Consider the following 14,807-nt stretch of genomic DNA (forward strand, 5'->3'; position numbering starts at 1 on the left):
GCCAATCGGTAAAAAAGGAGGAGACTCTATTGAATGAAATTACAGAGGTTCTCCCTGAATTATTGAGAGATGCCATCTCCGCCGTGCCCGAAGAAGCGAGGCGGGATACAGAAGAAATCAGAATCCGCGTCGACAGGCCGGTTGAACTGATCCAAAAAGGACAACCTTTGTATTTGTCATATGTGTGCACGGCCGGCGACGCACAGCTGATCCTCAGCCGGCTCAGCAATTACAGTATGTACACGCTGGAAGAAGAGCTTAAAAAAGGATACATCACAATCAGAGGAGGCCACCGTGTGGGGCTGGCCGGAAGAGTCATCGTCGAAAACGGAGCCGTCAAAGGACTCCGGGATATTACTTCTTTTAATATCCGAATCGCCCGGGAGAAGCTTGGAATCGCAGAACCGCTCATTCCTTTCTTATGGAAAGAAAACTGGCTGAACACGCTGATCATCGGTCCTCCGCAAACAGGGAAAACGACCTTGCTTCGTGATTTGGCCCGGCTTTCCAGTACCGGATCAAAACGCATTCCTGCAAAAAAGACAGGTATCGTAGATGAACGTTCGGAAATTGCTGGCTGCCTGCGGGGCATTCCGCAGCACAGTTTCGGCCGCAGAATCGATGTCCTTGATGCCTGTCCGAAGGCGGAAGGGCTGATGATGATGATTCGCTCTATGAGTCCTGATGTCATAATTGTGGATGAAATCGGGAGAATGGAAGACTCACAAGCGCTGCTGGAGGCGCTCCATGCGGGCGTATCCGTTATCGTATCTGCGCACGGGTGGAATATGAAAGACTTGGTAAAGAGGCCGTCGCTGAAAATGCTTTGGGAGGAAAACGTGTTTGACCGGTATGTTGAACTGTCAAGGCGCCGCGGTCCGGGAACAATCAGCAGGATGTACGGAAAGGACGGAGAACCTGTTCCGCATGCTGAAAGCGTGATGACATGCTGAAGCTTTTGGGTGCCGTGTTTATTCTGACAGCGACGACTTGGACCGGATTTGAGATCGCCAAAATGTATATTGAAAGGCCGAGGCAGATCCGTCAGCTGCGCGCGGCGCTCCAATCGCTAGAAGCGGAAATCATGTTCGGGCATACACCGCTTCATACCGCCTCTGGACAAATTGCCGCACAGCTTTCCAAACCTGTATCGTTACTGTTTCAAGCTTTCAGCAGAAGGCTTGAGCAGGGAAGTGATTCCGCCAAAATGGCTTGGGAACAGAGTTTGAAACATAATTGGTCTTCCATGGCGATGAAAAAAAGCGAATATGATGTGCTTAAGCAATTCGGAGAGACGCTCGGGCTCCATGACCGTGTTTCTCAGCAGAAACATATCAAGCTTGCGCTTACACATTTGGAAGCGGCGGAAGCGGATGCCGGACGGGCGCAGGCGAAAAATGAAAAAATGGTGAAAAGCTTAGGATTTTTAGCCGGACTGTTACTCATTCTTCTATTGATGTAAACATGAGGGGAGCAAACATAAAATGGGAGTCGACGTAAATGTCATTTTTCAAATCGCCGGAGTCGGTATCGTGGTTGCGTTTCTGCACACCATACTTGACCAAATGGGAAAAAAAGAATACGCCCAGTGGGTGACGCTGCTTGGCTTTATCTATATTTTATTTATGGTGGCGACGATTGTCGATGACCTGTTCAAAAAGATCAAAGCTGTGTTTCTATTCCAAGGATAGGGGGGCTTACAGATTGAGATTGTTCAAATTGTAGGTTTAGGCCTGATCGCCACATTTCTCTCCCTGATCGTAAAAGAACAGAAACCGACTTTCGCGTTTATGATTGTCGTCTTCAGCGGCTGCGTGATCTTTCTTTATCTCATCGACCAGATTTACGACATTATCAGAATGATAGAAAAAATAGCCGTCAATGCAAATGTCAATATGGTCTATGTGGAAACCATTTTAAAAATTATCGGCATCGCCTACATCGCTGAATTCGGAGCGCAGCTTACAAAGGATGCGGGCCAGGGAGCGATTGCTTCGAAAATAGAGCTGGCCGGAAAAATTTTGATACTGGTAATGGCCGTGCCGATACTCACCGTCATTATTGAAACGATTCTCGGACTTATTCCTTCTTGATCATAAATAAAATGGAAAGGGGGGCACAAAAAATGAAGCGCTTTCGGTGGGCGGGAGCTTTTTTGTTCATCCTCTTATTTTTTCAGACTGAATGTGTACAAGCTGCCGGAACAGACGGTGCGTCGCAGGAAACCGCAGTTCACCAAGAATCCGCTGATGAAGTGGCGAAAAAGCAGGCCGAAGCGCTGAAAACAGAAGGCATCGGAAAGTTTTGGGACGACATCATGACAGAATACGGCGGTCTTCTGCCTGAAAGCCAAAAGGGAAGCATCATCGACTTTATTAACGGTGAAAAAACGTTCTCACCGGAGGCATGGCTGAAGGCTTTATTTTCATACTTGTTTCATGAAGTGCTCGCAAACGGAAAGCTTCTGGGAACTTTGATTCTTCTCACCATTTTTTGTGTCATTCTGCAGCTCCTGCAAAATGCGTTCCAGCAGAGCACCGTCAGCAAAGTGGCTTATGCAATCGTCTACATGGTGCTGATTATTCTCGCTTTAAACAGCTTTCATGTTGCCGTCAATTATGCCAGTGAAGCGATCCAGACGATGACAAGCTTCATTCTCGCGCTCATCCCGCTTTTACTCGCGCTTTTGGCGTCTTCCGGGGGAGCCGTCTCCGCAGCTTTTTTTCACCCCGTTATTTTATTTCTGATGAATACGAGCGGCCTTCTCATTCAAAACATCGTCATGCCGCTTATCTTCCTGTCAGCGATTTTAAGCATCGTCAGCACGATGACGGATCAATATAAAGTCACGCAGCTTGCCAATCTGCTCAGAAATATCGCAATCGGCGCGCTTGCCGTATTTCTCACCGTGTTTCTCGGCGTCATCTCCGTACAGGGGGCTTCGGCTGCCGTGACGGACGGGATTACGCTCAGGACTGCAAAATTTATAACAGGCAATTTTATTCCCGTGCTCGGCCGGATGTTTACGGACGCGACGGATACGGTCATCAGCGCCTCACTCCTATTAAAAAACACCGTGGGAATCCTCGGAGTCGGAATTTTGATCTGCATCTCCGCGTTTCCGGCGATCAAAGTGCTCTCGCTCGCTTTTATTTATAAGCTCGCGGCCGCTATTCTGCAGCCGCTCGGAGGCGGGCCCGTCATTACGTGCCTCGGCGTCATCAGCAGAAGTGTACTGTATATTTTCGCGGCGCTCGCCATCGTCTCTCTCATGTTTTTCCTCAGCATCACAGTCATTATTACAGCAGGCAACCTCACCATGATGATGAAATAAAGGAGGCCCATTGGATATGAGCTTTTTAACAGAATGGCTGACAAGCATTATTTTATTTATCTTATTCGCCATCGTCATCGACATGCTGCTGCCCAGCTCCAGTATGCAAAAATACGCAAAGATGGTTGTCAGCCTGCTGTTAATCATTGTCATGCTCAACCCGATATTCAAACTTTTCAAAACAGACCCGGAAATCATCTTCGATTATTTGACAAAACAAGAGCAATCTCAATCCGCTGATATAAAAAATCAAATCAAATCAGAAAAAAAAGAAATACAAGCATCAAACCGCGCATATGTTTTAGAAGAAATGGCTGTCCAACTAAAAAAGAAAGCGGAGGAGATGTTCAGTCATGACGAATACAAAATAGACGACATCCGCCTTACAGCGGAAGAACAGGTTCATTCAGAAGAAGATGTAAAAACGATCAGCGTGTATTTGGCCCCATCTTCTGAAAAAACCGTGCAAACCGTCGCACCGATCGACATCCGCACAGACCGCAAATACGAACCGGAAGGCGCAGCCGACAAAAAAGAGGCCGCAGACATCAAAGAAAAACTTGCGGATATATGGGAAATCGGCAGTGAGAAAATTACGGTTTATATGGAAGGCGGGGAGAAAAACGGCCATGAATAAAAACGGACTATGGACCATACTCAAAAAACAGCTGATGATCGGACAGGCGAAAGACGGAGAAAAACCAAAACTGACAAAATATCATTACTTTCTGTTCGTGTTTGTGCTCGGGGTATCTTTTATGCTGGTCAGCCAGCTGTTCTCTTCACCGGAGAAAACCGGGAAGGACCAAACGGCGCAGACCGTCATGTCCGGCCGAACGGAAGACAAAAACGTGCAAAAAAGCGCACCTGTTTTTAAGGCATCGAAAGACAGCAGCGCCAAAACCACGATCGATGATTACGAAAGAGACTATGAAAACCAGCTGAAAGAAATCCTTGAAACGATTATCGGCGTGGAGGATGTCTCAATTGTCGTAAACGTAGACGCGACATCTTTGAAAGTGTTTGAGAAAAACAAAACGAAAAAAGACACCACCACTGAAGAAACCGATAAAGAAGGCGGCAAAAGAAGCGTAACCGATCAAACCTCTGAAGAACAAATTGTCATGATTCGAAACGGGGACCAGGAAACCCCGGTCGTCGTCCAGACGAAAAAGCCTGATATCCGCGGTGTACTCGTTGTCGCTCAGGGAGTGGACAACGTTCAAATAAAAAAAACCATCATTGATGCCGTCACAAGGGTGCTTGATGTTCCGAGCTACCGTGTAGCGGTTGCCCCTAAAAAAATCAAGGAGGATTCATAAATCATGCTGAAAAAACAAACGGTTTGGCTTTTAACAATGCTCAGTCTCGTCGTGGTATTAAGTGTTTATTATATTATGTCGCCGGAAAGCAAAAATGCCGTGCAGATGAAAAGCGAAAAAAGCAGCGGAGAAGTCGCCACTGAAAAAACGCCGGCTCCTGAAACGAAAGATAAGAGCGGAAGCGGTACGGAAAAAGAAGACGGCACAAAAGGAACGAAAGATTCTAAAGGCACAAAAGAGGATAAAGAAACATCAGCCGAAGCATCGGACAAAGACGGATCGGTCGCCACAGAAACAGCTGATGAAAACTTATTTACCGCATACCGTATGGAACTTGAAGACGCGAGAAGCAAAGAGAGGGAACAGTTAAACAGCATTGTTTCAAGCGATGATGCGACCGCAAAGGAAAAAAGCGAAGCCTACGATAAAATGACGGCGCTGAGCAATGCTGAGGGGACGGAAAAACAGCTGGAAACGCTGATTAAAACACAAGGCTACAAAGATGCGCTCGTGGATGCTGAAGGAGACAAAATCAACATTACCGTCATGTCTGACAAACATTCAAACGCAAAAGCTTCCGCTATCATTGACCTGGTGGAAAAAGAAATCAAGACGATGAAAGACGTCGCCGTCACGTTTGAACCGACAAAGTAAGAGACCTGAAAAGCCCGCACCCGCTGCGGGCTTTTCTGATGTCATTTTAGATCAGTGTTGAATTTACACAAGCGCTCCTGTAAGATAAACATAGTATGTACTTTTAGTAGCAACCCATAAATTTCTATTTTTTATACATAGGAGTGGAAACTGATGTTAAAAATCAACGAAATTCATGAACTGATAAAAAGAATCGATGAATCTTCCATCGACGAATTTGTTTACGAAATTGAAGGCGTAAGCCTCAAACTGAAAAAAAATGAAGCGCCGGCAGTGAATGTAACGGGACAAGCCCAAGCCGTTCCCGCCGCTTACGCACCTGCTCCGCAGGCTGCAAAACCGGAAGCGCGTGAAGCCGCTCCTGCTCAGGAAGCGCCGAAACAAGACGAAAACCTGCACAAAATTACGTCTCCGATGGTCGGAACGTTTTATGCTTCTTCATCGCCGGAAGCCGGCCCTTACGTAAACCAAGGTTCAAAAGTGAGCGAAAATACAGTTGTTTGTATCGTAGAAGCAATGAAACTCTTTAACGAGATTGAAGCCGAAGTAAAAGGAGAAATCGTTGAAGTGTTAGTTGAAAACGGCCAGCTGGTCGAATACGGACAACCTCTATTTCTTGTAAAAGCTGAGTAAGGAGACCTGCTATTATGATTAAAAAGCTATTGATCGCCAACCGAGGAGAAATCGCCGTCAGAATCATCCGGGCCTGCAAAGAGCTGGGCATTGAAACTGTAGCCGTTTATTCTGAGGCAGATAAAGACGCCCTGCATGTCCAAATGGCCGATGAGGCTTTTTGTATCGGGCCGAAAACATCAAAAGAAAGCTATTTAAATGTAACGAACATCGTCAGCGTCGCAAAGCTGACCGGCACGGATGCGATTCATCCGGGATACGGGTTTTTAGCTGAAAACGCCGACTTTGCCGAGCTGTGCGAGGAATTAAACGTAACGTTTGTAGGCCCTACGGCTGACGCCATTTCAAAAATGGGAACAAAAGATATCGCGCGCGACACGATGCAGCTGGCGGGCGTGCCGATTGTGCCCGGTTCAAAAGGAATCATAAAAAATACGGAAGAAGCGGTTTCGCTTGCAGGTGAAATTGGGTATCCTGTCATTATAAAAGCCACTGCGGGCGGAGGCGGAAAAGGCATCCGGGTCGCACGCACAGAAGAAGAACTGATCAAAGGCATTGAGATTACCCAGCAGGAAGCCGCTACGGCATTCGGAAATCCGGGTGTGTACATCGAGAAGTACATAGAAGATTTCCGCCATGTTGAAATTCAGGTGCTTGCGGATAATTACGGAAACACGATCCATCTCGGAGAGCGTGACTGTTCTATCCAAAGACGTCTGCAAAAACTTCTTGAAGAGTCACCGTCACCTGCGCTTGATTCTGAAATCAGGGAGCAGATGGGCGAAGCAGCGGTAAAAGCAGCGAAGGCCGTCGGTTACACGGGAGCCGGCACAGTAGAATTCATTTATGACTACAGAGAACAGCGCTACTACTTCATGGAGATGAACACGCGTATTCAAGTAGAGCACCCTGTCACAGAAATGGTGACGGGAACGGATCTGATCAAAGAACAGATCAAAGTGGCATCCGGACAGGAGCTCTCGCTCAGACAGGAAGACGTTGAATTTAACGGCTGGGCGATTGAATGCCGCATCAACGCTGAAAATCCTGCGAAAAACTTCATGCCTTCACCCGGTAAAATTAACATGTACCTGCCGCCGGGCGGACTCGGTGTACGCGTGGATTCAGCCGCATATCCCGGCTACTCGATCCCGCCGTACTATGACAGTATGATTGCCAAAGTGATCACATACGGAACAACGCGTGATGAGGCAGTCGCACGGATGAAACGCGCGCTGAGCGAATTCGTGATTGAAGGTATTGAAACGACGATTCCGTTCCATTTGAAACTGCTTGAACACGAAACATTTGTCAGCGGAGAGTTTAATACAAAGTTTTTAGAAACATATGATGTAATGGGCTCATAATTTTTGCGGGAGGTGAATTGAATGGAAGACAACAGTGTGCTTAAAATGGATCATGATGAGGCTCATTTAGGCAAGGTTGAAATTGCTCCTGAGGTCATTGAAGTCATTGCCGGCATCGCCGCTTCCGAAGTTGAAGGAGTTGCTGAAATGCGCGGCAATTTCGCCACGGGCGTCGTAGAACGCTTCGGCAAAATCAATCACGGCAAAGGCGTAAAGGTCGATTTAGCCGATGACGGGATTACCATCGACGTCTATTGCGTCGTTCAATTCGGGATCTCGATCCCGAAAGTGGCGGCAAGCGTTCAGGAGAATATCCGCCAAACCTTATTAAACATGACGTCTCTGACCATTAATGAAATCAATATTCATATCGTCGGCATTCAATTTGACACGAAAGCCCAAGAAGTCGAAATCGACGAAGAAATGTAATGAGCGTATAAAAACCAAGGGGATGGGCAGCCCTTTGGTTTTTTATACGTTTCCCGTCATTTCAGGCATGAAGAAAGCCGGCTTACAAACGGCAGCCGAGTTTCTTCATGCTGTGAAATCCGAATGAAATTAATACGGTTTGTGAAAATATTCGGTATTAGGGTGAAAAAACCTAAATTTCGACATGCGATTGAGAAAAAAATATGTTATGATCTCTTTAAGCTTAACGACAAGCGGATAAAGCGGATCTGAAGGAGAAAGAAAATGAAAAGAAGAACAGCTAGAGAAAAAGCTTTGCAGGCACTTTTTCAGATTGATGTCAGCGATATTGCACCGAACGATGCCATTGAGCACGCGCTTGATGGTGAAAAAACAGATGCTTTCTTTGAACAGCTGGTGTACGGAGTGATCGAACATCAGGTTCAGCTTGATGAAATGATTTCCGGCCATCTCGTCAATTGGAAGCTTGACCGGATTGCAAACGTAGACCGCGCGATCCTGCGTCTGGCGGTGTATGAAATGGTTTATTCTGACGACATTCCTGCTAACGTGTCATTAAACGAAGCGATCGAGCTGGCAAAACGGTTCGGGGATGATAAAGCTGCAAAATTCGTAAACGGGGTTCTTTCTAACATTAAAACTGATATCGAATCATAGGAGGAAAGAAAATGACTGCAACAATCATCGACGGAAAAGAAACGGCTAAAGAAAAACGCGAACAATTGGCAAAAGAAGTAGAAGAGCTGAAAGCACAAGGCGTAGTGCCTGGCTTGGCGGTCATTTTAATCGGAGACGATCCCGCTTCTGTTTCATATGTGACAGGCAAGAAAAAAGCCGCTGAAACAATGGGAATGAAATTTAAGCTTGACCGCTTTGACTCAAGCTTAACCGAGGCGGAGCTTTTAACAGTGATTGATCAGTATAATCAAAATCCGGAATTCCACGGCATTCTCGTCCAGCTGCCGCTCCCGGATCATATTTCTGAAAAAGCCGTAATCGAGCGGATCTCCCCTGATAAGGATGTTGACGGTTTCCACCCTCTCAACGTCGGGAAAATGCTGCTTGGCGAAGATACATTTCTTCCATGCACGCCGCACGGAATTGTCGAGTTATTAAAAAAGACGAACGTAGATCTTTCCGGCAAAGAAGTTGTTGTAGTCGGACGAAGCAATATTGTCGGTAAACCGGTCGGCCAGCTGCTGCTGAACGAAAACGCGACCGTCACATATTGCCATTCCCGCACGAAAAATATGTCTGAGCATACGAAAAAAGCAGATATTCTTGTGGTAGCGGTCGGTAAAGCGAACTTCATCAAAGCCGATCAAATCAAAGAGGGCGCCATTGTCATTGATGTCGGTGTCAACCGTCTCGAAAGCGGAAAACTCTGCGGAGACGTTCAGTTTGATGAAGCGAAAGAAAAAGCATCTTTCATTACGCCGGTGCCGGGCGGAGTAGGTCCGATGACCATCACAATGCTTGCGCATAATACTGTTAAATCTGCCAGACGTACGTTATCATAGATAACCGGAGACAGTCACAAAAAGTGTGACAATGAGCACGATACCCGCTTCTTAAGGCTCCTTTCAGCCAGAGCGGGTTTTCTTAGTTTAGGGCAAAAAGCCTTTATGAAAGGAGTGCAGGATGTGAGTGAAGCGGCATATGTCACGGTTTCCGCGCTGACCAAATACATTAAACGAAAATTCGATGTGGACCCTCATCTTGAAGACATTTGGATTAAGGGTGAGCTCTCCAATGTTAAAATTCATACGAGAGGCCACATTTATTTTACATTAAAAGATGAGCATGCCCGCATGCAGGCCGTCATGTTTCAGAGGCAAAGTTCGAGGCTTGCGTTTAAGCCCGAGGACGGAATGAAGGTCATCGTAAGAGGCGGCATCTCCGTCTATGAACCGAGCGGAAGCTATCAGCTGTACGCGAAAGAAATGCAGCCGGACGGTGTGGGGGCGCTCTACTTAGCATATGAAGAATTAAAGAAAAAACTTGCCGGCGAAGGGTTGTTCGATGACCGGCATAAGCAGGCCATCCCCGCTTTTCCGGCCACGATCGGGGTCGTCACGTCACCGACGGGAGCAGCCGTCAGAGACGTCATTACCACACTCAAAAGAAGATACCCCCTTGTGAAAGTCATTGTGCTTCCCGCGCTCGTTCAAGGTGAAAATGCCAGCAGATCGATTGTGAAGCGCATTGAAGAAGCCAATGCACAAAAAATGTGTGACGTCCTGATCGTCGGAAGGGGAGGGGGCTCGATCGAAGAATTGTGGGCATTTAACGAAGAAATCGTGGCCCGGGCGATTTTTGCTTCCGCCATTCCGATTATATCAGCCGTCGGACATGAAACAGATTTTACAATCAGTGATTTCGTCGCGGATATCCGGGCGGCAACGCCGACAGGAGCGGCAGAAATCGCCGTCCCCCACACGACGGACTTAATGGAACGGACAAAAACGGCGGAAGTCCGCCTGACAAGAGCGATACAGCAGCATATCAGCAAGAAAAAAGAACGGGTTCAATCGCTCCAGTCATCCTACGCGTTCCGTTTTCCGAAACGATTGTACACCCAAAAGGAACAGCAGTTTGACCTTTTGTATCAGCAGTTCCAATCACAGCTCACAGGGCTTACGGACATGAAACAAAGGCAGCTGGAGCGGAATACGTACAGATTAACGGCGCTCCACCCTGAAACCCAGCTGAAACAGGCGAAAAAACGGTACGAGGAGCGCTCAAATCAGCTCGCCCGAAGCATGAATGTCCAGCTGAAGCAGCTTCATTCGCAGTTTCAGACGGTTCTTGGTAAACTGAATGCATTAAGTCCCCTTCAGGTGATGGAGAGAGGATACAGTCTGGCCTATAAAGACAAAGAGCTGATCAAAAGCGTTGATCAAGTGGAACAAAATGATACGCTAGAAGTAAAGATGACAGACGGCGTTCTGACGTGTGAAGTATTGCAAAAGAGAGGCGAACGAAAATGACAGAAACCAAAAAAAGTGAAGAGCTGACATTTGAAGAGGCGATGAAAGGCCTTGAAGGCATTGTGGCAAAGCTTGAAGAAGGAGACGTGCCGCTGGAGCAGGCGATTAATTATTTTCAGGAAGGGATGGCCCTTTCAAAAATGTGCCATGAAAAGCTTCAGCATGTCGAAAAGCAAATGGACTTTATTTTAAAAGATAACGGAGAACTTGCACCTTTCAGCGTTCAGGAGGAAGACGAAGGTGACAAATAAACTGGACGCATTTTTAGCATCGCGCAAACAACTGATTGAACAACAGCTTTCTTTGTATACAGAACGGCTTGCGATGCCTGAAACCCTCAAAAAATCTATGCTGTATTCTTTGGAAGCGGGCGGAAAGAGGCTGCGCCCCCTCGTCGTCTTAGCCGTTCTGAATGCTTACGGAAAAGATGAAAAAGACGGGATTCCGGTCGGATGCGCTGTCGAAATGATTCATACGTATTCTTTAATACATGATGATCTGCCTTGCATGGACGATGATGATCTGCGCCGGGGAAAGCCCACAAACCATAAAGTCTTCGGAGAAGCGGCAGCCGTATTGGCCGGAGACGGGCTTCTGACAGAAAGCTTTAAATTGATCACATCTCATGTGTCTGAGGCGGTTTCAGCAGAAAAACGGCTCCGTCTCGTCGATGAGCTGATCAGCGCGGCGGGAACGGAAGGAATGGTCGGCGGACAGGCTGCCGACATGGAAGCGGAACAAAAGCGGATAACGCTTGAGGAGTTGGAATCCATCCACGAGCGGAAAACGGCCAAGCTCCTCGGTTTTTCCGTGACGGCGGGCGCCATTTTGGCAGATGCGCCGGAGGATGAAGTCGAAAAGCTCCGTTTGTTCAGCAGCCATATCGGCATCGGATTTCAAATCAGAGACGACATCCTTGATATTGAAGGGCATGAGGAGAGGATCGGCAAACCGGTCGGCTCAGACACGTCGAACGAAAAATCAACGTATCCGTCGCTTTTAACGCTTGAAGGCGCGAAAGAAAAGCTTGCGTATCATATCAGTGAGGCGAAACAGATCATCAGCGGCCTTTCTCTTCAGAAAGAATTGCTGCATGACCTCTGTGATTTAATCGCGGCGAGAGATCATTAAAAACGGTCCTGATTTGAAGGGGCTGCCGCTCCTATGGTAAAATGTAAGCAGTTTCGATGAAAATACAAAGGGAGTCTTTTTCTCTTTTCAAAAAGACACTGTTTAATTTGCAGAAATTCATGCTGAAAGTGAGTTGATCCGCTTTGGATCTTTTATCAATACAGGACCCGTCATTTCTTAAAAAGATGTCAATTGAACAGCTGGAAGAGCTGAGTGAGGAGATCCGCAATTTCCTCATCACATCGTTGTCTGCCTCTGGCGGCCATATCGGGCCGAACCTCGGGGTTGTCGAGCTGACAATTGCGCTTCACAAAGAATTTGACAGTCCGAAAGATAAATTTTTATGGGATGTCGGACATCAGTCCTATGTTCATAAACTGTTAACCGGACGCGGCAAGGAGTTTGAGACCTTGCGCCAATATAAAGGGCTTTGCGGTTTCCCGAAACGCAGCGAAAGCGAACATGACGTATGGGAAACAGGCCACAGCTCAACCTCGCTCTCAGGCGCGATGGGAATGGCTGCCGCCCGTGATATTAAAGGATCGAAAGAATATATCATCCCGATTATCGGAGACGGCGCTTTAACCGGAGGAATGGCGCTTGAAGCGCTGAACCATATCGGTGATGAGAAAAAAGACATGATCGTCATCCTGAATGATAATGAGATGAGCATTGCGCCAAATGTCGGGGCGATTCATTCTATGCTGGGACGGCTTCGCACGGCCGGCAAATATCAATGGGTAAAAGACGAGCTTGAATATTTATTTAAGCGCATCCCGGCCGTCGGCGGAAAATTGGCCGCCACAGCTGAACGGATAAAAGACAGCTTAAAATATATGCTTGTGTCAGGCATGTTTTTTGAAGAGCTGGGCTTTACGTATTTAGGCCCGGTTGACGGTCATTCCTACCACGAACTGTTTGAAAACCTGCAATACGCCAAAAAAACGAAAGGCCCTGTCCTTTTACACGTCATTACGAAAAAGGGCAAAGGCTATAAACCGGCTGAGACTGACACAATCGGCACATGGCACGGAACGGGGCCGTATAAAATCAATACGGGTGATTTCGTCAAGCCGAAAGCCGCGGCGCCTTCATGGAGCGGACTTGTCAGCGGCACCGTGCAGGAGCTGGCGCGTGAGGATGACAGAATTGTCGCCATTACACCGGCCATGCCGGTCGGCTCCAAACTGGAAGGGTTTGCGAAAGAATTCCCTGAACGCATGTTTGACGTCGGAATCGCAGAACAGCATGCGGCGACGATGGCGGCTGGAATGGCGCTCCAAGGCATGAAGCCGTTTCTTGCGATTTATTCGACCTTTTTGCAGCGGGCGTACGATCAGGTCGTCCATGACATCTGCCGTCAAAACGCGAATGTATTTATCGGCATTGACCGCGCCGGTTTGGTCGGCGCTGACGGGGAGACGCATCAAGGCGTTTTTGACATCGCCTTTTTGCGGCATATACCGAACCTCGTTTTAATGATGCCGAAGGATGAAAATGAAGGCCGCCATATGGTCAATACAGCCCTTTCCTACGAGGAAGGTCCGATTGCGATGCGCTTCCCGCGCGGAAACGGACTCGGCGTAAAGATGGATAAAGAGCTGAAAACCATTCCGATCGGAACATGGGAAGTGCTCCGTCCCGGAAAAGACGCGGTCATTTTAACATTCGGTACGACCATTGAAATGGCGCTGGAAGCGGCTGAAGAACTGCAAAAAGAAGGCCTGTCCGTGCGTGTCGTGAATGCGCGGTTCATAAAACCGATTGATCAACAAATGATGAAGGCCATTCTTAATGAAGGTCTGCCGATTTTAACGATAGAAGAAGCCGTGCTTGAAGGCGGATTCGGCAGCACGATTCTCGAATTCGCTCATGACCTCGGCATGTATCATACACCGATTGACAGAATGGGCATCCCAGACCGGTTTATTGAACACGGCAGCGTAACCGCCCTGCTTGAAGAAATCGGTCTCACGAAGGCTGAGGTTATGAACCGAATAAAACTGCTGATGCCGCCGAAGACACATAAAGGAATTGGATCATGACAGCAAAAAAAGAACGATTAGATGTACTTCTTGTAGAAAAAGGCCTTGCGGAAACGCGGGAAAAAGCGAAACGCGCCATTATGGCGGGCATCGTATACTCAAATGAAAACCGATTGGACAAACCGGGTGAAAAAATCGCCCGGGATCTTCCGTTAACGGTAAAAGGAAACCCTCTTAAATACGTCAGCAGAGGCGGATTAAAGCTTGAAAAAGCCTTGGAAGTGTTTCCTGTCTCGGTAAAAGGCAAAACGATGATTGACATCGGCTCGTCTACAGGGGGATTCACGGATTGCGCCCTCCAAAACGGAGCCGAGCGGTCCTACGCAGTGGATGTCGGCTATAATCAGCTTGCTTGGAAGCTCAGACAGGACGAGAGGGTCGTCGTCATGGAACGGACGAATTTCCGCTATTCCGAGCCTTCCGATTTCACAGAGGGTTTGCCGGAATTTGCGACAATCGATGTTTCTTTCATCTCACTCCGCCTCATTCTGCCGGTTTTAAAAACGCTGCTTGTACCGGGGAGCGATTGTATCGCACTGGTAAAGCCGCAATTTGAAGCCGGACGGGAATCCGTCGGAAAAAAAGGCATTGTCAGAGATCCCGGCGTTCATACTGACGTTCTCCGCCGCATGAATCAATTTGCCGCTTCTGAAGGATATACAGTAAAAGGACTGTCCTTCTCACCGATTACAGGGGGAGACGGCAATATTGAGTTTCTGCTTCATTTGGAATGGGGCGGAGAAGACGGAAACGGCGCTGAACTGCCGGAAGAAGACATTCTCCGTACCGTCCGCGAAGCACATGAAACATTAAAAGCCAAAAAGACAGATGTACCGGAATAATAGGGGGCTATTATTCCTTTTTTCTGCCATCATGTACTTTTTATCAAGAAGCGGTTAACA

The 14,807-nt window shown here is 47.5% G+C and carries 18 protein-coding genes; all 18 read left to right on the forward strand.

What is annotated here, in order from left to right:
- The first annotated feature begins 29 nt into the window (after positions 1 to 29).
- The 18 genes from spoIIIAA to OQ477_RS02910 all read left to right on the forward strand — a co-directional run bounded on the left by spoIIIAA (position 30) and on the right by OQ477_RS02910 (position 14,747).
- Complete coding sequence (gene spoIIIAA / locus OQ477_RS02825) at positions 30 to 953, forward strand: stage III sporulation protein AA (protein WP_007408342.1); 924 nt, start codon at positions 30 to 32, stop codon at positions 951 to 953.
- The gene (gene spoIIIAB / locus OQ477_RS02830) at positions 947 to 1,462 is read left to right on the forward strand and encodes a stage III sporulation protein SpoIIIAB (RefSeq protein WP_265971296.1); all 516 of its coding nucleotides are present in this window, start codon (positions 947 to 949) and stop codon (positions 1,460 to 1,462) included. Before spoIIIAA ends, spoIIIAB begins: the two co-directional genes overlap by 7 nt.
- A 22-nt stretch (positions 1,463 to 1,484) precedes the next feature.
- Positions 1,485 to 1,691: a stage III sporulation protein AC gene (gene spoIIIAC, locus OQ477_RS02835; RefSeq protein ID WP_003153142.1), complete on the forward strand. Its 207-nt coding sequence runs from the start codon at positions 1,485 to 1,487 to the stop codon at positions 1,689 to 1,691.
- Between the two features lie 12 nt (positions 1,692 to 1,703).
- The gene (gene spoIIIAD, locus OQ477_RS02840; protein ID WP_071392571.1) at positions 1,704 to 2,093 is read left to right on the forward strand and encodes a stage III sporulation protein AD; all 390 of its coding nucleotides are present in this window, start codon (positions 1,704 to 1,706) and stop codon (positions 2,091 to 2,093) included.
- A gap of 32 nt (positions 2,094 to 2,125) precedes the next feature.
- Complete coding sequence (spoIIIAE, locus tag OQ477_RS02845; RefSeq protein ID WP_003153145.1) at positions 2,126 to 3,334, forward strand: stage III sporulation protein AE; 1,209 nt, start codon at positions 2,126 to 2,128, stop codon at positions 3,332 to 3,334.
- Between the two features lie 16 nt (positions 3,335 to 3,350).
- The gene (spoIIIAF, locus tag OQ477_RS02850; RefSeq protein ID WP_265971298.1) at positions 3,351 to 3,971 is read left to right on the forward strand and encodes a stage III sporulation protein AF; all 621 of its coding nucleotides are present in this window, start codon (positions 3,351 to 3,353) and stop codon (positions 3,969 to 3,971) included.
- The gene (gene spoIIIAG, locus OQ477_RS02855; RefSeq protein WP_265971300.1) at positions 3,964 to 4,656 is read left to right on the forward strand and encodes a stage III sporulation protein AG; all 693 of its coding nucleotides are present in this window, start codon (positions 3,964 to 3,966) and stop codon (positions 4,654 to 4,656) included. Before spoIIIAF ends, spoIIIAG begins: the two co-directional genes overlap by 8 nt.
- Before the next feature lie 3 nt (positions 4,657 to 4,659).
- Positions 4,660 to 5,310 (forward strand): SpoIIIAH-like family protein, encoded by a 651-nt coding sequence (locus OQ477_RS02860; protein WP_007408346.1) that lies wholly within the window; start codon positions 4,660 to 4,662, stop codon positions 5,308 to 5,310.
- A 153-nt stretch (positions 5,311 to 5,463) separates the two neighbouring features.
- Positions 5,464 to 5,943, forward strand: coding sequence for an acetyl-CoA carboxylase biotin carboxyl carrier protein (gene accB / locus OQ477_RS02865; protein WP_007612510.1), 480 nt, complete (start codon positions 5,464 to 5,466; stop codon positions 5,941 to 5,943).
- A gap of 14 nt (positions 5,944 to 5,957) precedes the next feature.
- Entirely contained in the window at positions 5,958 to 7,310 is a 1,353-nt protein-coding gene (gene accC, locus OQ477_RS02870; protein WP_007408348.1) for an acetyl-CoA carboxylase biotin carboxylase subunit, read from the forward strand.
- A 21-nt stretch (positions 7,311 to 7,331) separates the two neighbouring features.
- On the forward strand, positions 7,332 to 7,739 hold the full coding sequence (locus tag OQ477_RS02875; RefSeq protein WP_003153156.1) for an Asp23/Gls24 family envelope stress response protein: 408 nt from the start codon (positions 7,332 to 7,334) through the stop codon (positions 7,737 to 7,739).
- Between the two features lie 264 nt (positions 7,740 to 8,003).
- Positions 8,004 to 8,396 (forward strand): transcription antitermination factor NusB, encoded by a 393-nt coding sequence (gene nusB / locus OQ477_RS02880; protein WP_007408349.1) that lies wholly within the window; start codon positions 8,004 to 8,006, stop codon positions 8,394 to 8,396.
- Positions 8,397 to 8,407: 11 nt separating this feature from the next.
- Complete coding sequence (folD, locus tag OQ477_RS02885; protein ID WP_007408350.1) at positions 8,408 to 9,259, forward strand: bifunctional methylenetetrahydrofolate dehydrogenase/methenyltetrahydrofolate cyclohydrolase FolD; 852 nt, start codon at positions 8,408 to 8,410, stop codon at positions 9,257 to 9,259.
- Between the two features lie 123 nt (positions 9,260 to 9,382).
- Positions 9,383 to 10,729, forward strand: coding sequence for an exodeoxyribonuclease VII large subunit (gene xseA, locus OQ477_RS02890; protein ID WP_265971304.1), 1,347 nt, complete (start codon positions 9,383 to 9,385; stop codon positions 10,727 to 10,729).
- Positions 10,726 to 10,980 (forward strand): exodeoxyribonuclease VII small subunit, encoded by a 255-nt coding sequence (locus OQ477_RS02895; protein ID WP_007408352.1) that lies wholly within the window; start codon positions 10,726 to 10,728, stop codon positions 10,978 to 10,980. The genes xseA and OQ477_RS02895 overlap by 4 nt, the downstream gene beginning before the upstream one ends.
- Positions 10,970 to 11,860 (forward strand): polyprenyl synthetase family protein, encoded by an 891-nt coding sequence (locus OQ477_RS02900; protein WP_007408353.1) that lies wholly within the window; start codon positions 10,970 to 10,972, stop codon positions 11,858 to 11,860. The genes OQ477_RS02895 and OQ477_RS02900 overlap by 11 nt, the downstream gene beginning before the upstream one ends.
- Before the next feature lie 143 nt (positions 11,861 to 12,003).
- Positions 12,004 to 13,905, forward strand: coding sequence for a 1-deoxy-D-xylulose-5-phosphate synthase (gene dxs / locus OQ477_RS02905; RefSeq protein ID WP_007612504.1), 1,902 nt, complete (start codon positions 12,004 to 12,006; stop codon positions 13,903 to 13,905).
- Positions 13,902 to 14,747, forward strand: coding sequence for a TlyA family RNA methyltransferase (locus tag OQ477_RS02910; protein WP_007612503.1), 846 nt, complete (start codon positions 13,902 to 13,904; stop codon positions 14,745 to 14,747). The genes dxs and OQ477_RS02910 overlap by 4 nt, the downstream gene beginning before the upstream one ends.
- The last annotated feature ends 60 nt before the right edge of the window (positions 14,748 to 14,807 follow it).

It is taken from the genome of Bacillus sp. ChL18 (assembly GCF_026241425.1).
Lineage (GTDB): Bacteria > Bacillota > Bacilli > Bacillales > Bacillaceae > Bacillus > Bacillus velezensis.